The sequence below is a fragment of the Flavobacterium subsaxonicum WB 4.1-42 = DSM 21790 genome, assembly GCF_000422725.1.
In the GTDB taxonomy this organism is placed as follows: domain Bacteria; phylum Bacteroidota; class Bacteroidia; order Flavobacteriales; family Flavobacteriaceae; genus Flavobacterium; species Flavobacterium subsaxonicum.
In genome coordinates this window covers 38,077-55,985 of record NZ_KE383912.1, presented here as the reverse complement: position 1 = coordinate 55,985, position 17,909 = coordinate 38,077, and the positions used below count along the sequence as shown (strand labels likewise).

8 protein-coding genes are annotated in these 17,909 nt (G+C 40.8%); 5 read left to right on the top strand and 3 right to left on the bottom strand.

The window, feature by feature from the left end; translation table 11 throughout:
- Positions 1 to 263: 263 nt before the first annotated feature.
- Complete coding sequence (locus G509_RS0120170) at positions 264 to 4,235, top strand: hybrid sensor histidine kinase/response regulator transcription factor (RefSeq protein ID WP_026993196.1); 3,972 nt, start codon at positions 264 to 266, stop codon at positions 4,233 to 4,235.
- 78 nt (positions 4,236 to 4,313) lie between these two features.
- On the opposite strand, the gene G509_RS0120165 is transcribed toward G509_RS0120170, so the two are convergent.
- The gene (locus G509_RS0120165) at positions 4,314 to 6,863 is read right to left on the bottom strand and encodes an ATP-dependent Clp protease ATP-binding subunit (RefSeq protein WP_026993195.1); all 2,550 of its coding nucleotides are present in this window, start codon (positions 6,861 to 6,863) and stop codon (positions 4,314 to 4,316) included.
- Positions 6,864 to 7,144: 281 nt separating this feature from the next.
- On the opposite strand from G509_RS0120165, the gene gyrA reads away from it, so the two are divergent.
- Both gyrA and G509_RS0120155 read left to right on the top strand, forming a co-directional pair.
- Positions 7,145 to 9,727 (top strand): DNA gyrase subunit A, encoded by a 2,583-nt coding sequence (gene gyrA, locus G509_RS0120160; protein WP_026993194.1) that lies wholly within the window; start codon positions 7,145 to 7,147, stop codon positions 9,725 to 9,727.
- An 11-nt stretch (positions 9,728 to 9,738) separates the two neighbouring features.
- The gene (locus G509_RS0120155; protein ID WP_026993193.1) at positions 9,739 to 11,028 is read left to right on the top strand and encodes a tetratricopeptide repeat protein; all 1,290 of its coding nucleotides are present in this window, start codon (positions 9,739 to 9,741) and stop codon (positions 11,026 to 11,028) included.
- Positions 11,029 to 11,298: 270 nt separating this feature from the next.
- On the opposite strand, the gene pheT is transcribed toward G509_RS0120155, so the two are convergent.
- On the bottom strand, positions 11,299 to 13,722 hold the full coding sequence (pheT, locus tag G509_RS0120150; protein WP_026993192.1) for a phenylalanine--tRNA ligase subunit beta: 2,424 nt from the start codon (positions 13,720 to 13,722) through the stop codon (positions 11,299 to 11,301).
- A gap of 127 nt (positions 13,723 to 13,849) precedes the next feature.
- On the bottom strand, positions 13,850 to 14,800 hold the full coding sequence (locus tag G509_RS0120140; protein ID WP_026993191.1) for a hypothetical protein: 951 nt from the start codon (positions 14,798 to 14,800) through the stop codon (positions 13,850 to 13,852).
- Between the two features lie 91 nt (positions 14,801 to 14,891).
- Between G509_RS0120140 and G509_RS0120135 the strand changes: the two genes are divergently transcribed.
- On the top strand, positions 14,892 to 17,393 hold the full coding sequence (locus tag G509_RS0120135; protein ID WP_026993190.1) for a M14 family metallopeptidase: 2,502 nt from the start codon (positions 14,892 to 14,894) through the stop codon (positions 17,391 to 17,393).
- A 16-nt stretch (positions 17,394 to 17,409) separates the two neighbouring features.
- Positions 17,410 to 17,889, top strand: coding sequence for a hypothetical protein (locus G509_RS0120130; RefSeq protein ID WP_026993189.1), 480 nt, complete (start codon positions 17,410 to 17,412; stop codon positions 17,887 to 17,889).
- Positions 17,890 to 17,909: the final 20 nt, after the last annotated feature.

Here is a 17,909-nt window from a genome sequence, read left to right as displayed (position 1 = left end):
GCTATTGTGCAATTGCCAATAAAACAATTAATAGCAGCCTTTTTAATAAATAATAAATTTTAAGCGTAAAAATTTTACAACTATATCGTTTTCAAAAGTAGATTAATTTCGTGCCACACAATAGTATAGAAATGTTTCAATTTTTGTTCAAAACGTGTCAAATGGCATTTTAAATTTTCAAAAAAGCGAATGTGACAGGATTTGTTGAAAAATGACACGCTGTGTATGCTCACGAAAACGTTAACTTGACTTATTTTGCAGGTATGAAAAAGATGTACTTATATGTGTTGCTGCTTCTGATATGTACCGTTGTAAAAGCGCAAAATTATTCGTTTAAGCACTTGCAGGTAGAAGACGGATTGTCTCACAATTCGGTTATTTGCATGTTGCAGGATAGTAAGGGCTTTTTGTGGTTTGGTACTAAAGATGGCCTTAACCGGTACGATGGTTACAGCTTCAAGCTTTTTCAGCACAATGTTAAAGACCCAAAAAGTATTGGCAGTAATTTTATACGCTGCCTGTATGAGTATAACGATTATTTGTGGGTGGGCACAGAGACCGGTTTATTTAGGTACGACGAAAAAACTGAGTCGTTCTCGTTGATAGAAACCACTCGCAACCTGCCAATTATGGATGTGGAGAGCAACATAAACGGCAGCCTGTGGTTTGTGGCCGCAGGTGCCTTGTATAAGCTGGATGGCGATGGCGTGGCTGCAAGGCCGGAGAAATACAATCAGTTTTACGCCAACTTTGTAACCCATAATAAAAAGGGGGAGGTTTTTGTAGCATCGGCTAATGAGCTTTTTAAATATGTGCCCGAAAATAACTCGTTCCAGAAAATGCACGTTGATTTTGGCGATAAGGCGCCTCACGCAATTATTACCTCAATTGCCACCAACGGCAACAACGCTATTTTAATAGGCACTAATAATAACGGTGCATTTACCTATAATTTATCTAACCAGTCGCTGCAATCTATGTTTCCCGAAAAGGAAAACCCGCTCTTCATTCGCGATTTTTTGGTAAAGGGCACCAACGAGCTTTGGGTGGGCAGCGAGTCGGGTATTTTTATTTATGATACTAAGAATCGTACCTACAAAAATTTCAAGAAGAATTATAACGACCCCTATTCGCTATCAGATAATGCTATTTACAGCCTTGTTTTAGATAAGGAAGAGGGCGTTTGGATAGGCAGCTACTTTGGCGGCGTTAACTACTACCCAAAGCCGTATACGCCCATTAACCGCTATTTTCCGAGGGTGGGAGAGAACTCCATAAGCGGCAATGCCGTACGCGAAATTAAAAAAGACAATTTTGGCAACCTGTGGATTGGTACCGAAGATGCCGGGCTCAATAAACTGGACCTTAAAACGGGTGCGTTTGTAAACTATTCATCGTCTAACAGGGGCGGATTATCGCACTATAACATTCACGGGCTGCTGCCGCGCGGCAACGAACTGTGGATTGGCACTTTTGAGCACGGCCTGGACGTAATGGATATTAAAACCGGAAAAATAATCAAGCATTACGGCACAGGGCAGGGCAGGGGCGGCCTTAAGAGCGACTTTATCTTCTACCTTTACGAGACTAAAGCTCACGATATTTATGTGCTTACATCGTACGGGGTGTATAAATACCTGCCGGAGTCGGACTCTTTTAAGCCGGCTGAGGGTTTCCCGGAAATGTTTCATTACACCTACCTTATAGAAGACCACAACGGTGCCCTGTGGGCCGGTACCTACTGGGATGGCCTCTATTACTACAACCCCAAAACCAAAAAGAAAAGCTTTTACCGCTACGAGCGTAATAATGCCACGAGCCTGAGCTCTAATGTTATTAACGGTATTTTTGAAGACAGCCAAAACCGCCTGTGGGTTACTACAGAAAATGGCCTGAACCTTTTTAACCCATCGTCTAAAAATTTTAAGCATTACACTAAAGCTGATGGCCTGCCCAGTAACGTTACCTATTCTATTTTAGAAGATGGGCATCAAAAATTATGGATAAGCAGCTCTAACGGGCTTATAAAATTTGACCCGAAAACCAACGACCTTAAAGTATTCTCTAAATCTAACGGGTTGCTTAGCGGCCAGTTTAACTACTGTTCGGCTTTTCAGGATAGCAATGGCGAAATGTATTTTGGCAGCGTTAAGGGCCTGATTAGCTTTAACCCCGATGCTTTTACCAAAAACACTTTTAACCCGCCGCTTTACATTACCGATATTTTTATTGATAATAAAGATGTGCCCGTGGGTAAAGACGATTCGCCTTTGCAGAAATCAATCATTTTCTCAGATGCTATTACTTTGAGTAATCAGCAGTCTACTTTTAAGCTGGAGTTTGCATCGCTTAGTTTTACATCGACCGAGATGACGCAGTACTGGTATAAAATTGAAGGGCTTAACGATAACTGGATGGCACTGGGCAAAAACCATGAAGTAAGCTTTACCGAATTGCCTGCCGGCGATTATGTTTTTAAGGTAAAATCACTTAACAGCTACGGGGTCTGGAATAAAGAGTATGGTGTGCTGGCTATTACCATTTTACCACCATTTTATGCCAGTAAAGTGGCTTATACGTTGTATTTTATATTGTTGGTTGTAATGGCTTATTATTCGCTGCGCTACTATCACAGGTACACCCGTAATAAAAATAACCTTAAGATTAGCCAGTTAGAGAATGAGAAGGAACGTGAGATTTACCAGGCTAAAATCGAATTTTTTACCAACATAGCGCATGAAATACGTACGCCGCTAACCCTTATTAATAGCCCGTTAGAAAAGCTATTGAAGCAGAAATACAAGTCGCCCGATATTCCTAAAAATTTAGGGATCATGGAAAAAAATACATCGCGCCTTTTAAATCTTGTAAACGAATTATTAGATTTTAGAAAAGCCGAAATGAAGCATATGAAACTAAGCTTTGTGCAGGTTAACGTTGCTGAAGTTTTAGAAGAAACATACGTGCGTTTTAGCCAGCTGATACAGGATAAAAACCTGAATTTCGAGATAAAGAACGACACTCAAAATTTATTGGCATTTGTAGACGAAGAAGCTTTTAGAAAAGTGCTAAGCAACCTGTTTAGCAATGCCATTAAATATTCTAAAAAAAATATTCAGGTGGCACTGCAGTATGATGACACCCATTTTGAAGTCATCGTAAAAAACGATGGGCATATCATCCCTTCGCATCTTAGAAAACGGATTTTTGAGCCATTTTTCCGCCTTCCGGCAGACGCGCAAAGCACGGGTACGGGTATCGGGTTATCATTAGCGCATTCGTTAATAGAATTGCACAACGGTACACTACAGGTAGATGCCAACGAAACCAGGATGAACGCCTTTGTGCTGCGGTTACCCATACATCAAAACGAAGAATTTACCGCCATTAAGGGCTCTCAGGGGGCTACTAAGGCTGTTGCCGAAAATGTTACGGTTAAATTTGACAGACAGGCCCCCGTAATTTTAGTAGCCGAAGACAATGAGGAGTTAGCAGAGTTTATCTATTCTGAACTTTCTGAAAGCTATAATGTGATCCTGACCAAAAATGGCGACGAGGCCTGGAAAATGATCAACAAACACGAGGTGCAACTGGTTATTAGCGATGTAATGATGCCTGTTAAGAATGGTATCGAGCTGTGTAAAGAGATTAAGAAGACCGAGAAAACCAGCCACATTCCTGTTATCTTATTAACGGCTAAAAGTGCCCTTAATGCCAAGATAGAGGGGTTGGAATCCGGAGCCGATGCTTATATTACCAAGCCGTTTTCTATAGATTATCTGTTGGTTCAGATATTTAATCTTATAGAGAACCGTAAAAATATTTTAGGGCATTTTTCGAGTTCGCCATTGGCGCATTTAAAATCGCTTGCCACATCCAATTCAGATAAAACATTCCTTTCTAAACTGGATAAGGCTATAGAAGACAACCTTAAAGACCAGGAACTAAGCGTAGATAAATTAGCCGATTACCTGAACATGAGCCGCTCTACATTATACAGGAGCATTAAAGAGATATCGCATTTATCGCCTAACGAACTGATTAACCTTAGCCGCCTTAAAAAGGCCGCACAGCTTATTAAAACCACCAACATGAAGATTTATGAAGTAGCCGAAATGGTGGGCTATAAATCGCAGACAAGCTTTGGCAGGAATTTCCAGAAGCATTTTGGAATGACACCTACTGAGTTTGAAAAGAGTGACCTCCTGATAGAGGAAAATCAAAAAGCAGAATAAATTACACCGTACGTTTAAGGCATAAAAAAATCCCCAGATCTAAAAGAAATGGGGATTTTTTGTAAAATGCTTTTATGCTTAGCTTGCCGGATTTTCAGCTTTCTTAATAACAACAGAAAGTTCGGTTCCGTTCTCTTCAAGATCCATAAAAATCTCATCGCCACTTGATATTTTAGATGTAATGATCTCTTCCGCCAAAACATCTTCAACATATTTCTGGATAGCCCTTTTAAGCGGCCTTGCACCATACTGTTTGTCAAAACCTTTTTCGGCAATAAAGTTCTTGGCGTTATCGCTAAGCGCAATGTTGTAACCAAGGTCTTTTATCCTTGCATACAGCTTGGCAAGCTCAATATCTATAATCAGGTCTATGTGCTCTTTTTCAAGGGCATTAAACACAATAATATCGTCTATACGGTTAATGAATTCCGGAGCAAAGGTTTTTTTAAGGGCAGCCTCAATAACACCTTTATTGTGGTCTTCGGCCTGTAATTTTTTAGCCGATGTTCCAAAACCAACACCCTGGCCAAAGTCTTTAAGCTGCCTTGCACCAACGTTAGACGTCATTACAATAATAGTATTCTTAAAGTCAATTTTGCGGCCTAAACTATCCGTTAAAAAACCATCATCCAATACCTGCAACAGCATGTTGAAAACGTCCGGGTGGGCTTTCTCGATCTCGTCTAAAAGCACTACACAATACGGTTTCCTTCTTACTTTTTCGGTAAGTTGTCCACCTTCTTCGTAACCCACGTATCCCGGAGGCGCACCCACAAGTCGCGATATGGCAAATTTCTCCATATACTCGCTCATGTCTATACGTACAAGGGCGTCTTCGCTATCAAAAAGCTCTTTTGCAATTACTTTAGCAAGCTGTGTTTTACCAACACCGGTCTGACCAAGAAATACAAACGACCCAATTGGTTTGTTAGGGTCTTTAAGACCCGCACGGTTACGTTGAATAGATTTGGCAATTTTGTTAACCGCCTCGTCCTGGCCAATAACCTTACCACGAATAAGCTCCGGCAGTTTAGCCAGTTTGTTGCTTTCAGTTTGTGCAATACGGTTAACAGGAATACCTGTCATCATACTAACCACATCGGCAACATTATCTTCGGTAACGGTAATACGGTTATTTTTAGAATCTTCTTCCCACTGCTCCTGGGCAATAGCAAGGTCTTTCTCTATGCGTTTTTCATCATCCCTAAGTTTAGCAGCCTCTTCATACTTTTGTTTTTTAACAACGGTATTTTTAAGCTCACGAACCTCTTCAAGCTGCCTTTCAAGATCTAAGATCTGTTTAGGTACATCGATGTTGGTAATATGAACGCGAGATCCTGCCTCATCTAAAGCATCAATAGCTTTGTCCGGCAAAAAGCGCTCGCTCATGTACCTGCTTGTAAGTTTAACACAGGCCTCAATAGCTTCCTGCGTATAAATTACATTGTGGTGATCTTCGTATTTATTTTTAATGTTGTTTAGAATAGTAATCGTTTCTTCTACCGTAGTAGGCTCTACAATTACCTTCTGGAAACGTCTTTCTAACGCGCCGTCTTTCTCAATATACTGGCGGTACTCATCTAATGTAGTAGCTCCAATGCATTGAATTTCGCCCCTTGCCAAAGCAGGTTTAAACATGTTAGATGCATCAAGAGAACCTGTAGCGCCACCGGCACCCACAATGGTATGAATTTCATCTATAAACAAAATTATATCATCGTTTTTCTCAAGCTCGTTCATAACCGCTTTCATACGCTCTTCAAACTGGCCGCGGTACTTAGTGCCGGCAACAAGGCTGGCAAGGTCTAAGGTAACTACACGTTTGTTGAAAAGGATACGCGATACTTTCTTTTGGATAATGCGTAGTGCAAGACCCTCGGCAATAGCCGATTTACCCACACCCGGCTCACCAATAAGCAGCGGGTTATTTTTTTTACGGCGGCTAAGAATCTGAGATACACGCTCAATTTCTTTTTCACGGCCTACAACAGGGTCAAGTTTACCTTCTTCGGCAAGTTCTGTAAGGTCGCGGCCAAAATTATCCAGCACCGGGGTTTTAGATTTTTTATTGGTCTTATTGCCGGCAGCAGGGTTGTTAAATGTGCTTTCGCGCATACTGTCATCCTGTCCGGGATCGTCGTTATAGGACTCCGCTTTTGGCAGATTCTCCATATAGTCTTCTTCGTTTGATGTCATGCTGATAAATTGTTCTTTAACTGTTTCGTAATCAATTTTTAGTTTGTTGAGCAATTTTGTAGTAGGGTCGTTCTCATTGCGCAATATGCATAGCAATAGGTGGGCGGTGCTTATAGAGGTGCTCTGGAAAACTTTTGCTTCCAGGAACGTAGTTCTAAGAGCCCTTTCGGCCTGGCGTGTTAAATGAAGGTTTTTCTTTTCATTATTGCGCTCAGCGTTAGGGTTTGCAGGGCTTAATATTTCAACTTTTTTGCGTAAATGTTCTAAATCTACCTGTATGCTGTTAAGGATAGAAATAGCTTTGCCGTTTCCATCCCTTAAAATTCCCAACATTAAGTGTTCTGTACCAATAAAGTCATGGCCTAAGCGCAGAGCTTCCTCTTTGCTGTAGGTTATTACATCCTTGACCCTTGGTGAAAAATTGTCATCCATAATGTTATCTTTAATAGTGTAAATTTAACTATTTAGTTTAAGAATTTACAAAAACCATACCTACTTAAATACACTGTCAGTCTGCTTAAAAAGTACTGTCATGCTAAGAGACAAAAAATATACGAATAATAAAAGCGTTTTTGTATTAGTTTATGAACTTTTATTTGAGGCACCAATGTTGATAAATGGTTTAAAAATCTTGATTAAAACCAACAAAATCGTAATAAAATTGCGTATATTGGCACGTTTTGAAATAACTATAAATTTTAATATAACTACTTATGGCAGAAGGAGAAAAGTTAATTCCCATTAATATAGAAGACCAAATGAAATCGGCTTACATTGATTATTCAATGTCGGTTATTGTTTCCAGGGCACTTCCAGACGTTAGGGATGGCTTGAAACCCGTGCATAGAAGGGTACTTTTTGGTATGTATGAGCTGGGCGTTTTTTCTAACAGGGCCCACAAAAAATCGGCAAGGATAGTAGGAGAGGTATTGGGTAAGTACCACCCGCATGGCGATACATCTGTATACGATGCCATGGTGCGTATGGCCCAGGACTGGAGCCTTAGGTACCTGCTGGTAGACGGCCAGGGTAACTTTGGATCTATAGATGGCGACAGCCCTGCAGCAATGCGATATACTGAGGCAAGGATGCGAAAAATATCTGAAGATATTATGAGCGACCTTGATAAGGAAACAGTAGACTTTCAGTTAAACTTTGATGATACCTTACAGGAGCCTACGGTAATGCCAACCAGGGTGCCTAACCTTTTAATTAATGGTGCATCGGGTATTGCGGTAGGTATGGCAACCAACATGCCGCCACACAACCTTACAGAGGTTATAGATGGTACTCTTGCTTACATAGATAACAACGAGATTGAGATAGACGAGCTTATGCACCATATTAAAGCACCCGATTTTCCTACGGGGGGTGTTATATATGGGTATGAGGGCGTTCGCGAAGCCTTTAAAACAGGCCGTGGCCGTATAGTGGTGCGCGCTAAAGTTAACTTTGAAGAGGTTGACGGGCGTGAGTGCATTATTGTTACCGAAATTCCGTACCAGGTTAACAAGGCCGAAATGATCAAGAAAACGGCCGACCTTGTAAACGATAAAAAAATAGAGGGTATTGCCAATATTAGAGACGAGTCTGACAGGAACGGTATGCGTATTGTATACATCCTTAAGCGCGACTCTGTGCCTAACGTTGTGCTTAATACCTTATATAAGTATACACAGCTACAATCTTCTTTTAGTGTTAACAACATTGCTCTTGTAAAAGGCAGGCCGCAAATGCTTAACCTAAAAGACATGATCCATTATTTTGTGGAGCACAGGCACGATGTGGTGGTTAGAAGAACTAAATTCGAACTTCGCAAAGCCGAAGAGCGTGCACACATATTAGAAGGTTTAATTATAGCTTCGGATAATATAGACGAGGTTATTAGATTAATAAGAGCCTCTAAAGATGGCGAAGAAGCGCGTAATAAATTAATTGAGCGCTTTAAATTATCTGAAATTCAGGCCCGTGCCATTGTAGAGATGCGTTTAAGGCAGCTTACCGGACTGGAGCAGGATAAACTGCGTGCCGAGTACGAAGAGATAATGAAATTAATTGCCGAATTAAAAGCCTTATTAGAAAGCAAAGAGCTTAGAATGGAGCTTATTAAAGAGGAGTTAATTGAAATTAGGGATAAATATGGCGATGAGCGCCGTTCTCAGATAGAATACTCCGGTGGCGATGTTAGTATAGAAGATCTTATTGCCGATGAAAATGTGGTTATTACCATATCTCATGCCGGTTACATTAAGCGTACCCCGCTATCTGAATACAAAACGCAAAACAGGGGTGGTGTAGGCCAAAAGGGTGTGGCAACGCGCGACCAGGATTTCTTAGAACACCTGTTTGTGGCTACCAACCATAACTACATGCTGTTCTTTACCCAAAAAGGAAAATGTTTCTGGATGAGGGTTTACGAAATTCCGGAAGGTACCAAAACCAGCAAAGGCCGCGCTATACAAAACCTTATTAATATAGAAAACGACGATAAGGTTAAAGCATTTATTTGTACGCAAGATCTTAAGAACGAAGAGTACATAAACAGCCACTACGTAATTATGGCTACCAAGCAGGGTATTGTTAAAAAAACCTTGCTGGAGCAGTACTCGCGCCCAAGGTTAAACGGTATTAATGCTATTACCATCCGCGAAGACGATATGCTACTTGAAGCTAAATTAACCACAGGCGAAAGCCAGGTGCTTATTGCGGTTAAATCGGGCAAGCTGGTTCGATTCGAAGAAGGTAAAACACGACCAATGGGCCGTAGTGCGTCGGGTGTACGTGGTATAACCCTTCAGGATGATAAAGATGAGGTAATTGGCATGGTATCTGTAAATGATATGAACAGCGAAATACTTGTAGTGTCAGAAAAAGGATATGGCAAGCGTTCGAGCCTTGACGATTACAGGATTACAAACCGTGGTGGTAAAGGTGTTAAAACCCTTAATATTACAGATAAAACCGGTAGCCTGGTATCTATTAATAATGTTACCGATGCTGATGATCTTATGATCATCAACAAATCTGGCCTTACCATCAGGATGGCAGTTTCTGACCTTAGGGTTATGGGCCGTGCCACACAGGGTGTACGCCTTATTAATATTAAAGGTAACGACTCTATTGCTGCTGTAACTAAAGTTATGCGCGAAGAAGAAGCAGTAGACGAGGCACTGGCCGAAGGTGATATTGATGCAGAAAATGGTGTAAATGGTATTATTGTACCTGAAGGATCTGATGTGGAAGATCTTGATATAGACCCTGCTGACTTTACAGACGAAGAAGAAACAAACGAATAAATAGTAAATATATGAACATTAAATATGCACTTGTAGCGTCTTTATTGGTATCAATGAGCGCATTTGCACAAAAAGACGAGCTTAAAGCACTTAAAAAATTAAACGAAAAAGGTGCTGCTACGCAAACATATACTCCGGAGTATAAAACACTTTTAGATAAAGCTGAGCCTTTAATTGGCAGCGCATCTAACGACCAAAAGGCTGATTTTTATTTTTACAAAGCACAGTATGCTATTGGCGAAATTAAAAAGAACCAAACGTTAGCGCCGTCGTTGCTTCCGGGTGCTATAGCCGATTATAATCAGGTTTTGGAATTAGAAAAAGGTGGCAAGCAAAACCACACTAAAGATATTAAAGAGGTAATATTACCTACCATTAAAAATATGGTGGTTGGTACTGCAAATACTTTAAACCAGGAAAAAAAATACAAAGAGGCTGCTCCTGTATATGCTTTGGCTTATGAGGTTGATAAAACAGACGGTTCTGCACTTTACAATGCCGCTGCAATGGCCGTTAACGGCCAGGATTATGACAATGCCCTTAAATATTACTTAGAGTTAGACAGGGTTGGTTTTACCGGCGAGGGTACAAACTATTCTGCAACTAATAAAGAAACTAAAGCAGTAGAGTATTTTCCTAACCAGCAAACAATGGACCTTTCTGTAAAGTCGGGTGCATATATTAACCCTCAGCAAGAAAAAATACCTTCGGTAAAAGGAGATATTGTTAAGAACATTGCGCTTATCTATGCCCAAAAAGGCGAGATCGAAAAAGCAAAACAGGCAATGGCTAATGCCAGAAAAGCTAACCCTAACGATACTAACCTAATTATTGCCGAGGCTGAGCTTTACCTTAAAGCTAACGATATGGCGAGTTACAAAAGGCTGATTGCTGAAGCTTCTCAGAAAAGCCCTAACGATCCGGTACTGTTTTATAACCTGGGTGTAGTTAGTGCTGCTGCAGATCCTGCAGAGGCTGAGAAATATTACAAAAGGGCTGTGGAGCTTAAACCAGATCATTTTGATGCGCTTGTTAACCTGGGTGTTCTTGCCATTCGCGATGAGAAGAAAATCGTTGACGAAATGAACAAGCTTGGCAATACTGCTAAAGACAATCAGCGTTACGAAGCACTTAAAAAACAAAGAGAAGGCCTTTACACCAATGCAATTCCGTATTTAGAAAAAGCACACAAAGTAAAACCGAACGATCAGTACGTAATATCTGTGCTTGCAGGTATGTACCAGGCGCTTGATAAAACTGCCGAATACAAAGCAATGAAAGCTAAACAAACAAAAGACTAACACTCTTTGGTTAATTATATTAAAAATGCCCACGCTAAGCGTGGGCATTTTTTTTACATACTAATACATTTAATACAGGATTATTATAATACCTACAAGGTCTTGAAGACCTTGCAGGAGCAAACGTAGTGTAACAAGTACTCTCAACCTGCAAGGTTTCAAAAACCTTGTAGGTTTAAATGAAATAAAACTCAGGTTACAATTGATAGCTTCAGCATACAAAAAATGCCACCCGGTTAAAGGTGGCATTTAATTATAGTATAATAAGTATTATCGTAATTGGGCTCCTGTTTGGGTTTCAAGGTTTTGCCTAATCTTATTCATAATCTTATCTATCTGCTCATCTGTAAGCGTTTTGCTGCTGTCTTGCAGGGTAAAGCTAACTGCATACGACTTTTTGCCTTCGGGCAGGTTCTTGCCCTCGTAAACGTCAAACAGGCTAATGTCTTTAAGCAATGCTTTTTCCGTTTGGCGGGCAACATCAAAAATACTTTCAAAAGTAACACCGTTGTCTACCAATAAGGCAAGGTCGCGGCGCACCTCTGGGAATTTGGATATCTCGGTATACTTAATTTTACCGGCAACCAGTTTAGCAATGGCATTCCAATTAAAATCGGCAAATAAAACCTCCTGCTTAATATCAAAATGCTTAAGTATCGTTTTTTTGATGGTACCAAATTCAACAATAATCTCGTTACCAATAGCAAGTGCAATACCTTCGGCAAAAACATCGTTGGTTAAAGGTTGTGTTTGCACTTTATTAAAACCAAGTCGGCTTAATATCGTAGTCACATACCCCTTAAACATAAAGAAATCGGCATTTTTTTGTTGGTGTGCCCAACTCTCGGCCTGGCGGTTTCCGGTAACGGTAAGCGTTAAATGCTTGTTTTCATCATAACCCGATGGCATTTTGTGGTAGGTCTTGCCAAATTCAAAAAGCTTCAGGTCGGCACGGCGGCGGTTAATGTTAAACGACACAGCCTCCAGTGCACTAAACAACAGCGATTGCCTCATGGCCGAAAGATCGTTACTTAGCGGGTTAAGCATAAGCACGTTAAATTCTTCCTTAAGGTTCTCAGATAATTTAATATATTCTGGCGTTGTAAGCGAGTTGGCCATCATCTCGTTAAAGCCAAGAGCAGTAAGCTGACCGGCAACAACGTTTTGAAGTTTATAATCTTCAGTACGCGATGAGTTGGCAATAGAGGCATTAAACTTTTGGGTAAAAGTAATGTTATTATAACCGTACACACGAAGTATTTCTTCTATAACATCAATTTCGCGCTCTACATCAACACGGTACGAAGGTATAACCAGTCCAAGCCCTTTTTCTGACATGGTGCTGATCTTTATCTCTAACGACACCAGTATTTTCTTGATGGTTTCTTTAGGAAGTTCCTGGCCTATGACACGTGTTACGTTATCAAAGCTAAGAAAAACCGAATGGTCTTCTATTTTTTTAGGGTAAATATCCTCAAGGTCGCAGGTAATCTCGCCACCGGCAGTTTCCTGTATAAGCAGGGCGGCACGTTTAAGCGCATATTGCGTAATGGTTGGGTCGATACCCCTCTCGAACCTAAACGATGCATCGCTGCTAATGCCGTGGCGTTTTGCCGTTTTACGAATTGATACCGGGTTAAAGTAAGCGCTCTCTAAAAATATAACCGACGTACCATCAGATACTCCCGATTTTTTTCCGCCCATTACACCGGCAATAGCCATAGGGCCGTTCTCGTCGCAAATAACAATATCTTCACTGCTCAGGGTGCGCTCAACATCATCAAGGGTAGTAAATTTAGTACCCTCAACTGCATTTTTTACCAACACCTTAAGGCCTTTAATTTTTGCAGCATCAAAGGCGTGCAGTGGCTGGCCCAATTCGTGTAAAACGTAATTGGTAACATCTACCACGTTGTTTTTCGGCGTAAGCCCGATAGATTTAAGCCTGTTCTGTAACCAGTCCGGCGACGGTTTAACCGTAATGCCGCTAATAGTAACCCCGCAATAGCGCGGCACCATTTTATTATCTTCTACCTTAATGTCGATCTTTAGGGTACGTTTATCTACCCTGAAGTTACTAACCGAAGGCGTTATAAGTTCTGTCTGTACATTTTTTTGTGTAAGCCCTGCCCTCAGGTCGCGTGCTACGCCAAGGTGGCTCATGGCATCAGCGCGGTTAGGGGTAAGGCCAATTTCAAAAACCTCATCGGTAACAATATTAAAAACGGTAGAAGCAGGGGTACCCGGCTTTAGGTCGTCTTTAAGTATCATAATACCGTCGTGGCTTTCGCCAATGCCCAATTCATCTTCGGCGCAAATCATACCGTGGCTGTCTTCGCCTCTAATTTTGCCTTTCTTAATCTGGAAACCGTTGCCGTCTTTATCATACAGCGTGGTGCCAATAGTAGCAACAGGCACTTTTTGGCCTACAGCAACATTGGGCGCACCGCACACAATTTGCACAGGTATGCCATCGCCAAGGTCTACGGTAGTAACCCTAAGCCTGTCGGCATTTGGGTGCTGCACGCAGGTAAGCACGTGGCCCACTACAACACCTTCAAGACCGCCTTTAAGCGACTCAAATTTGTCTACACCCTCAACCTCAAGGCCAAGGTCGGTTAGCAGGGCAGCCGTTTCTTCTGATTTCCAGTCTAATTTAATGAATTGTTTTAACCAGTTATAGGATATGCGCATTGGTATCTATTTTTTTAAAGCACGCAAAGATAAGAATTACAGCGCAAAGATTGGCTTAAATAACCTTATGAATGCCTAATAAATTTTACCGGAAAATCTACTTTATTGTACTCATATAATTATTGTACTACTTATAATCGTTAATAAAGTAACGCAGGCTAATGTTTGTATTATTGATTTCCATGAAACAAAAATCGTTGCTCATGTATTTTTTGGATATTAAAAACTGGCTATCTGTATCAAATTGTTGCTGTAGTATTGAACCTGCATTTTGGTTAAAGCTAAAAATTGGCTCTAATTGATTATCTTTTATTTTAGATATGTAGGTTTTGTTTTTACTATAATGTAAGTGGTAAAGAGTATTATCTATAACCAATGATGTTGATATATACACTTCAAAAATATCTATTAATGTTTTTTTTCCTGTGTTAGATTTGCTTTCATTTCTACGCGTTACTCTCTCAATTTTTTTGTTCATTAATAGAGGATTTTCAATTTCAAATACTTGTGATTGCCCCATCATGTGCCCCATATAATCGGTAACAAAATATTTGTTGCGTATCTTGTTGACAACAGTTGGTCTGGAAGAACTTACCTCATAGTTTTTGCCGGATATTTTATGTTTAAAATATGTTGTTCCACCCCATTCTCCACTATAAGTGTATGTAACGCAATAGTTGGCGTCTTCATAAATAAAATTCTCTGTGGGCTTAATTGGCTCAAATGTCAATTTTTGCCTGTCAAAATAAAATGCTTTTTTAAAGATAACGTTATTTAATATAATGCTATCATTCTTAAAATAAATTTTATAGCCATAGCTGTCAAGCACTTTGGGTAGCGCTATATCTTTTTCTACAACACCTTTTTTAGAGATAATATAAAATTGTTTGTATGGAGCGGTGCTAACTGTGGAGTCGGTTTCAAAAAGGGCATAATACTTATTATCAGTGAGAAATGCCGCGGATAAATTGCCTTTTAAATTTACATGAACAGTATCTGCAGTCACGTTAAATTGAGGTTGCTGGGCAAAACAAGTTATAAAATTTATTAATAAAGCAAAAGGTATCAGTCGTATCATATAACATTGATTTAAACAAATATAACAACATATTATTTAGGATTACAAGGCACTGTAAATTTCCTTACATTTGGGTTTTTAACCGCACAACATGAAAAAATTATTTTCGGTATTTATACTGTTGCTAAGCCTTACATTGCAGGCACAGCTTAAAAGCCCCGCCGAATTTTTACCCAACTACGGTAAACAGGTAACCTACTACTACCAACTGGAAAGCTACTTTGCACAATTGGTTCAGAATTCAGATTACATACAACACAAGCCTTACGGGCAAACCAGCGAGGGCAGGGGGCTTAATACCTATTATATATCTACCCCGCAAAATTTAAAAGACTTAGAGAACATCCGCCAAAACCATTTGTACCAGGCAGGATTATCGGATAGTAAACCCGCTGCCACGAGCGATAAAGCCATTATATGGCTTAGCTTTAATGTGCACGGCAATGAACCGGCTGCGGCCGAAAGCGCCATGAATGTAGCTTTTGAGCTTATTAATCCCGATAACGCGGCTACTAAAGAGTGGCTGCAAAATACCATTGTAATTATAGACCCCTGCCTTAACCCCGACGGGTTTTCGCGCTATGGCAACTGGCTGCGTACTGTTAGCGGTAAAGATACCCACCCCGGCCTTAACGACAGGGAGCACATGGAGCCGTGGCCCGGTGGCAGGCAAAACCATTATGCGTACGATCTTAACCGCGACTGGGCGTGGCAGGTACAGCCCGAAACCCGCCAGCGGATGCTACTATATAACGATTGGATGCCCATGGTGCATGTAGATGTGCATGAAATGGGGTATGATGAACCGTACTTTTTTCCGCCGCCGGCAGAGCCTATGCACGATTTTATTACGCAGTCGCAAAAAGATTTTCATACCGCTATTGGCGAAATGACGGCCAAAAAGTTTGATGCCCAGGGTTGGAGCTACTACACCCGCGAGGTGTTCGACCTGTTTTACCCCAGTTATGGCGATACCTATCCAACCTTTAACGGGGCGGTAGGCATGACGTATGAGCAGGGTGGCATTGGTGCAGGCCGTGCCGTGCAAATGAGCAACGGTGGCATACTTACACTACAGGACAGGATTACGCACCACACCACAGCGGTTTTAACTGCGGTAGAAACTACGGCATGGCAAAAAGATAAGCTTATTAAAAACTTCAGGGCCTATTTTAAAGACAGCCGCGAGCATCCTAAAGGCAAATACGAAACATATATTGTTAAGAACAGCGGCAAGAACGAAGAACTGGCTAAACTGCTTACGCGGAATAAAATTCAGTTTGCGTATGCCAACGAAACTAAAAAACTGTCGGGGTACAGCTACCAGGCAGATAAGGATAAAGATTTTACTTTAGAACCTAACGACCTTATTGTTAGTGCCAACCAGCCTAAAGCGGTGCTTACACAGGTTTTGTTTGAGCCGGTACAGCATTTAAGCGATAGCCTGTCTTACGATATTACAGCATGGGCACTACCACACGCTTTTGGGGTTGAGAGCTACGCTGTAAAAAGAGCTATTCAGGTATCAACAAAAAAAGAGGTAAGCTACAAAGGCAAGTTTGAATACGAAAGGGTATATGCCTACTACGTTCCGTGGAATGGCAGGGCATCGGCAAGGGTACTTTCGCTGCTTCATAAAAATAAGATCAATGTACGGTCTGCTACTAAGGCGGCTTTGTACAGGGGCATAAAAGTGAGTCCGGGCGATTTGGTTATCCTTAAAGGCGATAACCCTAATTTGACAGAATTTGAGCAAACCATGAACGTAATGCTCGAAGGCAAACGCGATTTTGAGATTATAGAAAGCGGTTTTGCGGTAAGCGGTGCCGATTTGGGTGCCGAATCGTATCCGCTGCTAAAAGCACCAAAAGTGCTGCTGCTATCGGGCAGCGATGTTAGCGCTACCGATTTTGGGCAGGCCTGGTTTTATATGGACGAGATTATAGACTATCCGGTTAGTATTGTAGATATTCAAAACCTTAAACGTGTGGAGTTTTCTGAATTTAACACCATTATACTGGCCGATGGCTGGTATGATTTTTCGGATACCGAGAAAATGCAACTTGACACCTTTATTAATAATGGGGGCAAGGTAATAGCTATAGGCAGTGCCCTGAATATTTTTGAAGACCGCACCGGCTACAGCCTTACCAAATTTGCCGAAGAAACGGGTAAGGTAACAGAGAAAGAACTGGACGACAAAGAGAGCCTTGATGCCCGTTTTTTTACTACAGAGAGTATGCTGAGGAGAGGGCTTTCGGGGTCGGTATCAGGGGCTATAGTAGAGAATGTTATTGATGCTTCGAACCCGCTTTGTTACGGGCTGGGCAGTAGTTATTTTAGTATGAAAACATCATCGGCATCTTATCAATTACTTAAAGGAGTGCAGAATGCCATTTATATCCCGGCAAAATATAAAAGCTTCGGCTTCATCGGCAGCAACCTTAAAAAGAGACTGGAAAATACCGTAACTTTTGCTGTAGAACAAAAGGGTAGTGGCCAGGTAATTTATATGGTAGATAATCCGCTGTTTCGTGGTTTTTGGGAAAATGGCAACCTGCTGTTTAGTAACGCTTTGTTTTTAGTGCATTAATTGTAAAAGCGAGTTTATGAAAGCATTTTTAAGAAAATACCTTTACATAATTACTATACTGGGCGGGATAGCCTTGACGCTGCCGTTTGTGCAGATAATATCAGATGCCAGTGTTGATGAAGCCCGCGAAGATGGCTACAGCCACATAAGCTACGACCGGCTAAGTGGTTTGGATATACTTTGGGAACGTGCCATAACTTTTTTTGATCAGGGAACGTACCTGCCGGAACAATTAGTTATAGTACTGCTCGTCTTGCTATTTTTTATGAATATTGCACAGATAGTTTCGGCTGTCCGCAGAAATAATAAAATTGTATTGTACACAGCCATAGTTTTGTTTAGTGCACTTTTTACCTTTATGGTATTTATAATAAGGAATACGTTTCAGGTAAATATAACTTATGGTTATTATACCTATCTTATTATGCAGGCAATAATTATTTGGGTAACACCATCATCGACAAAAATTAAAGATAAGCAGGATACCGCATCTTAAAAAATCACTTCATAAAATAA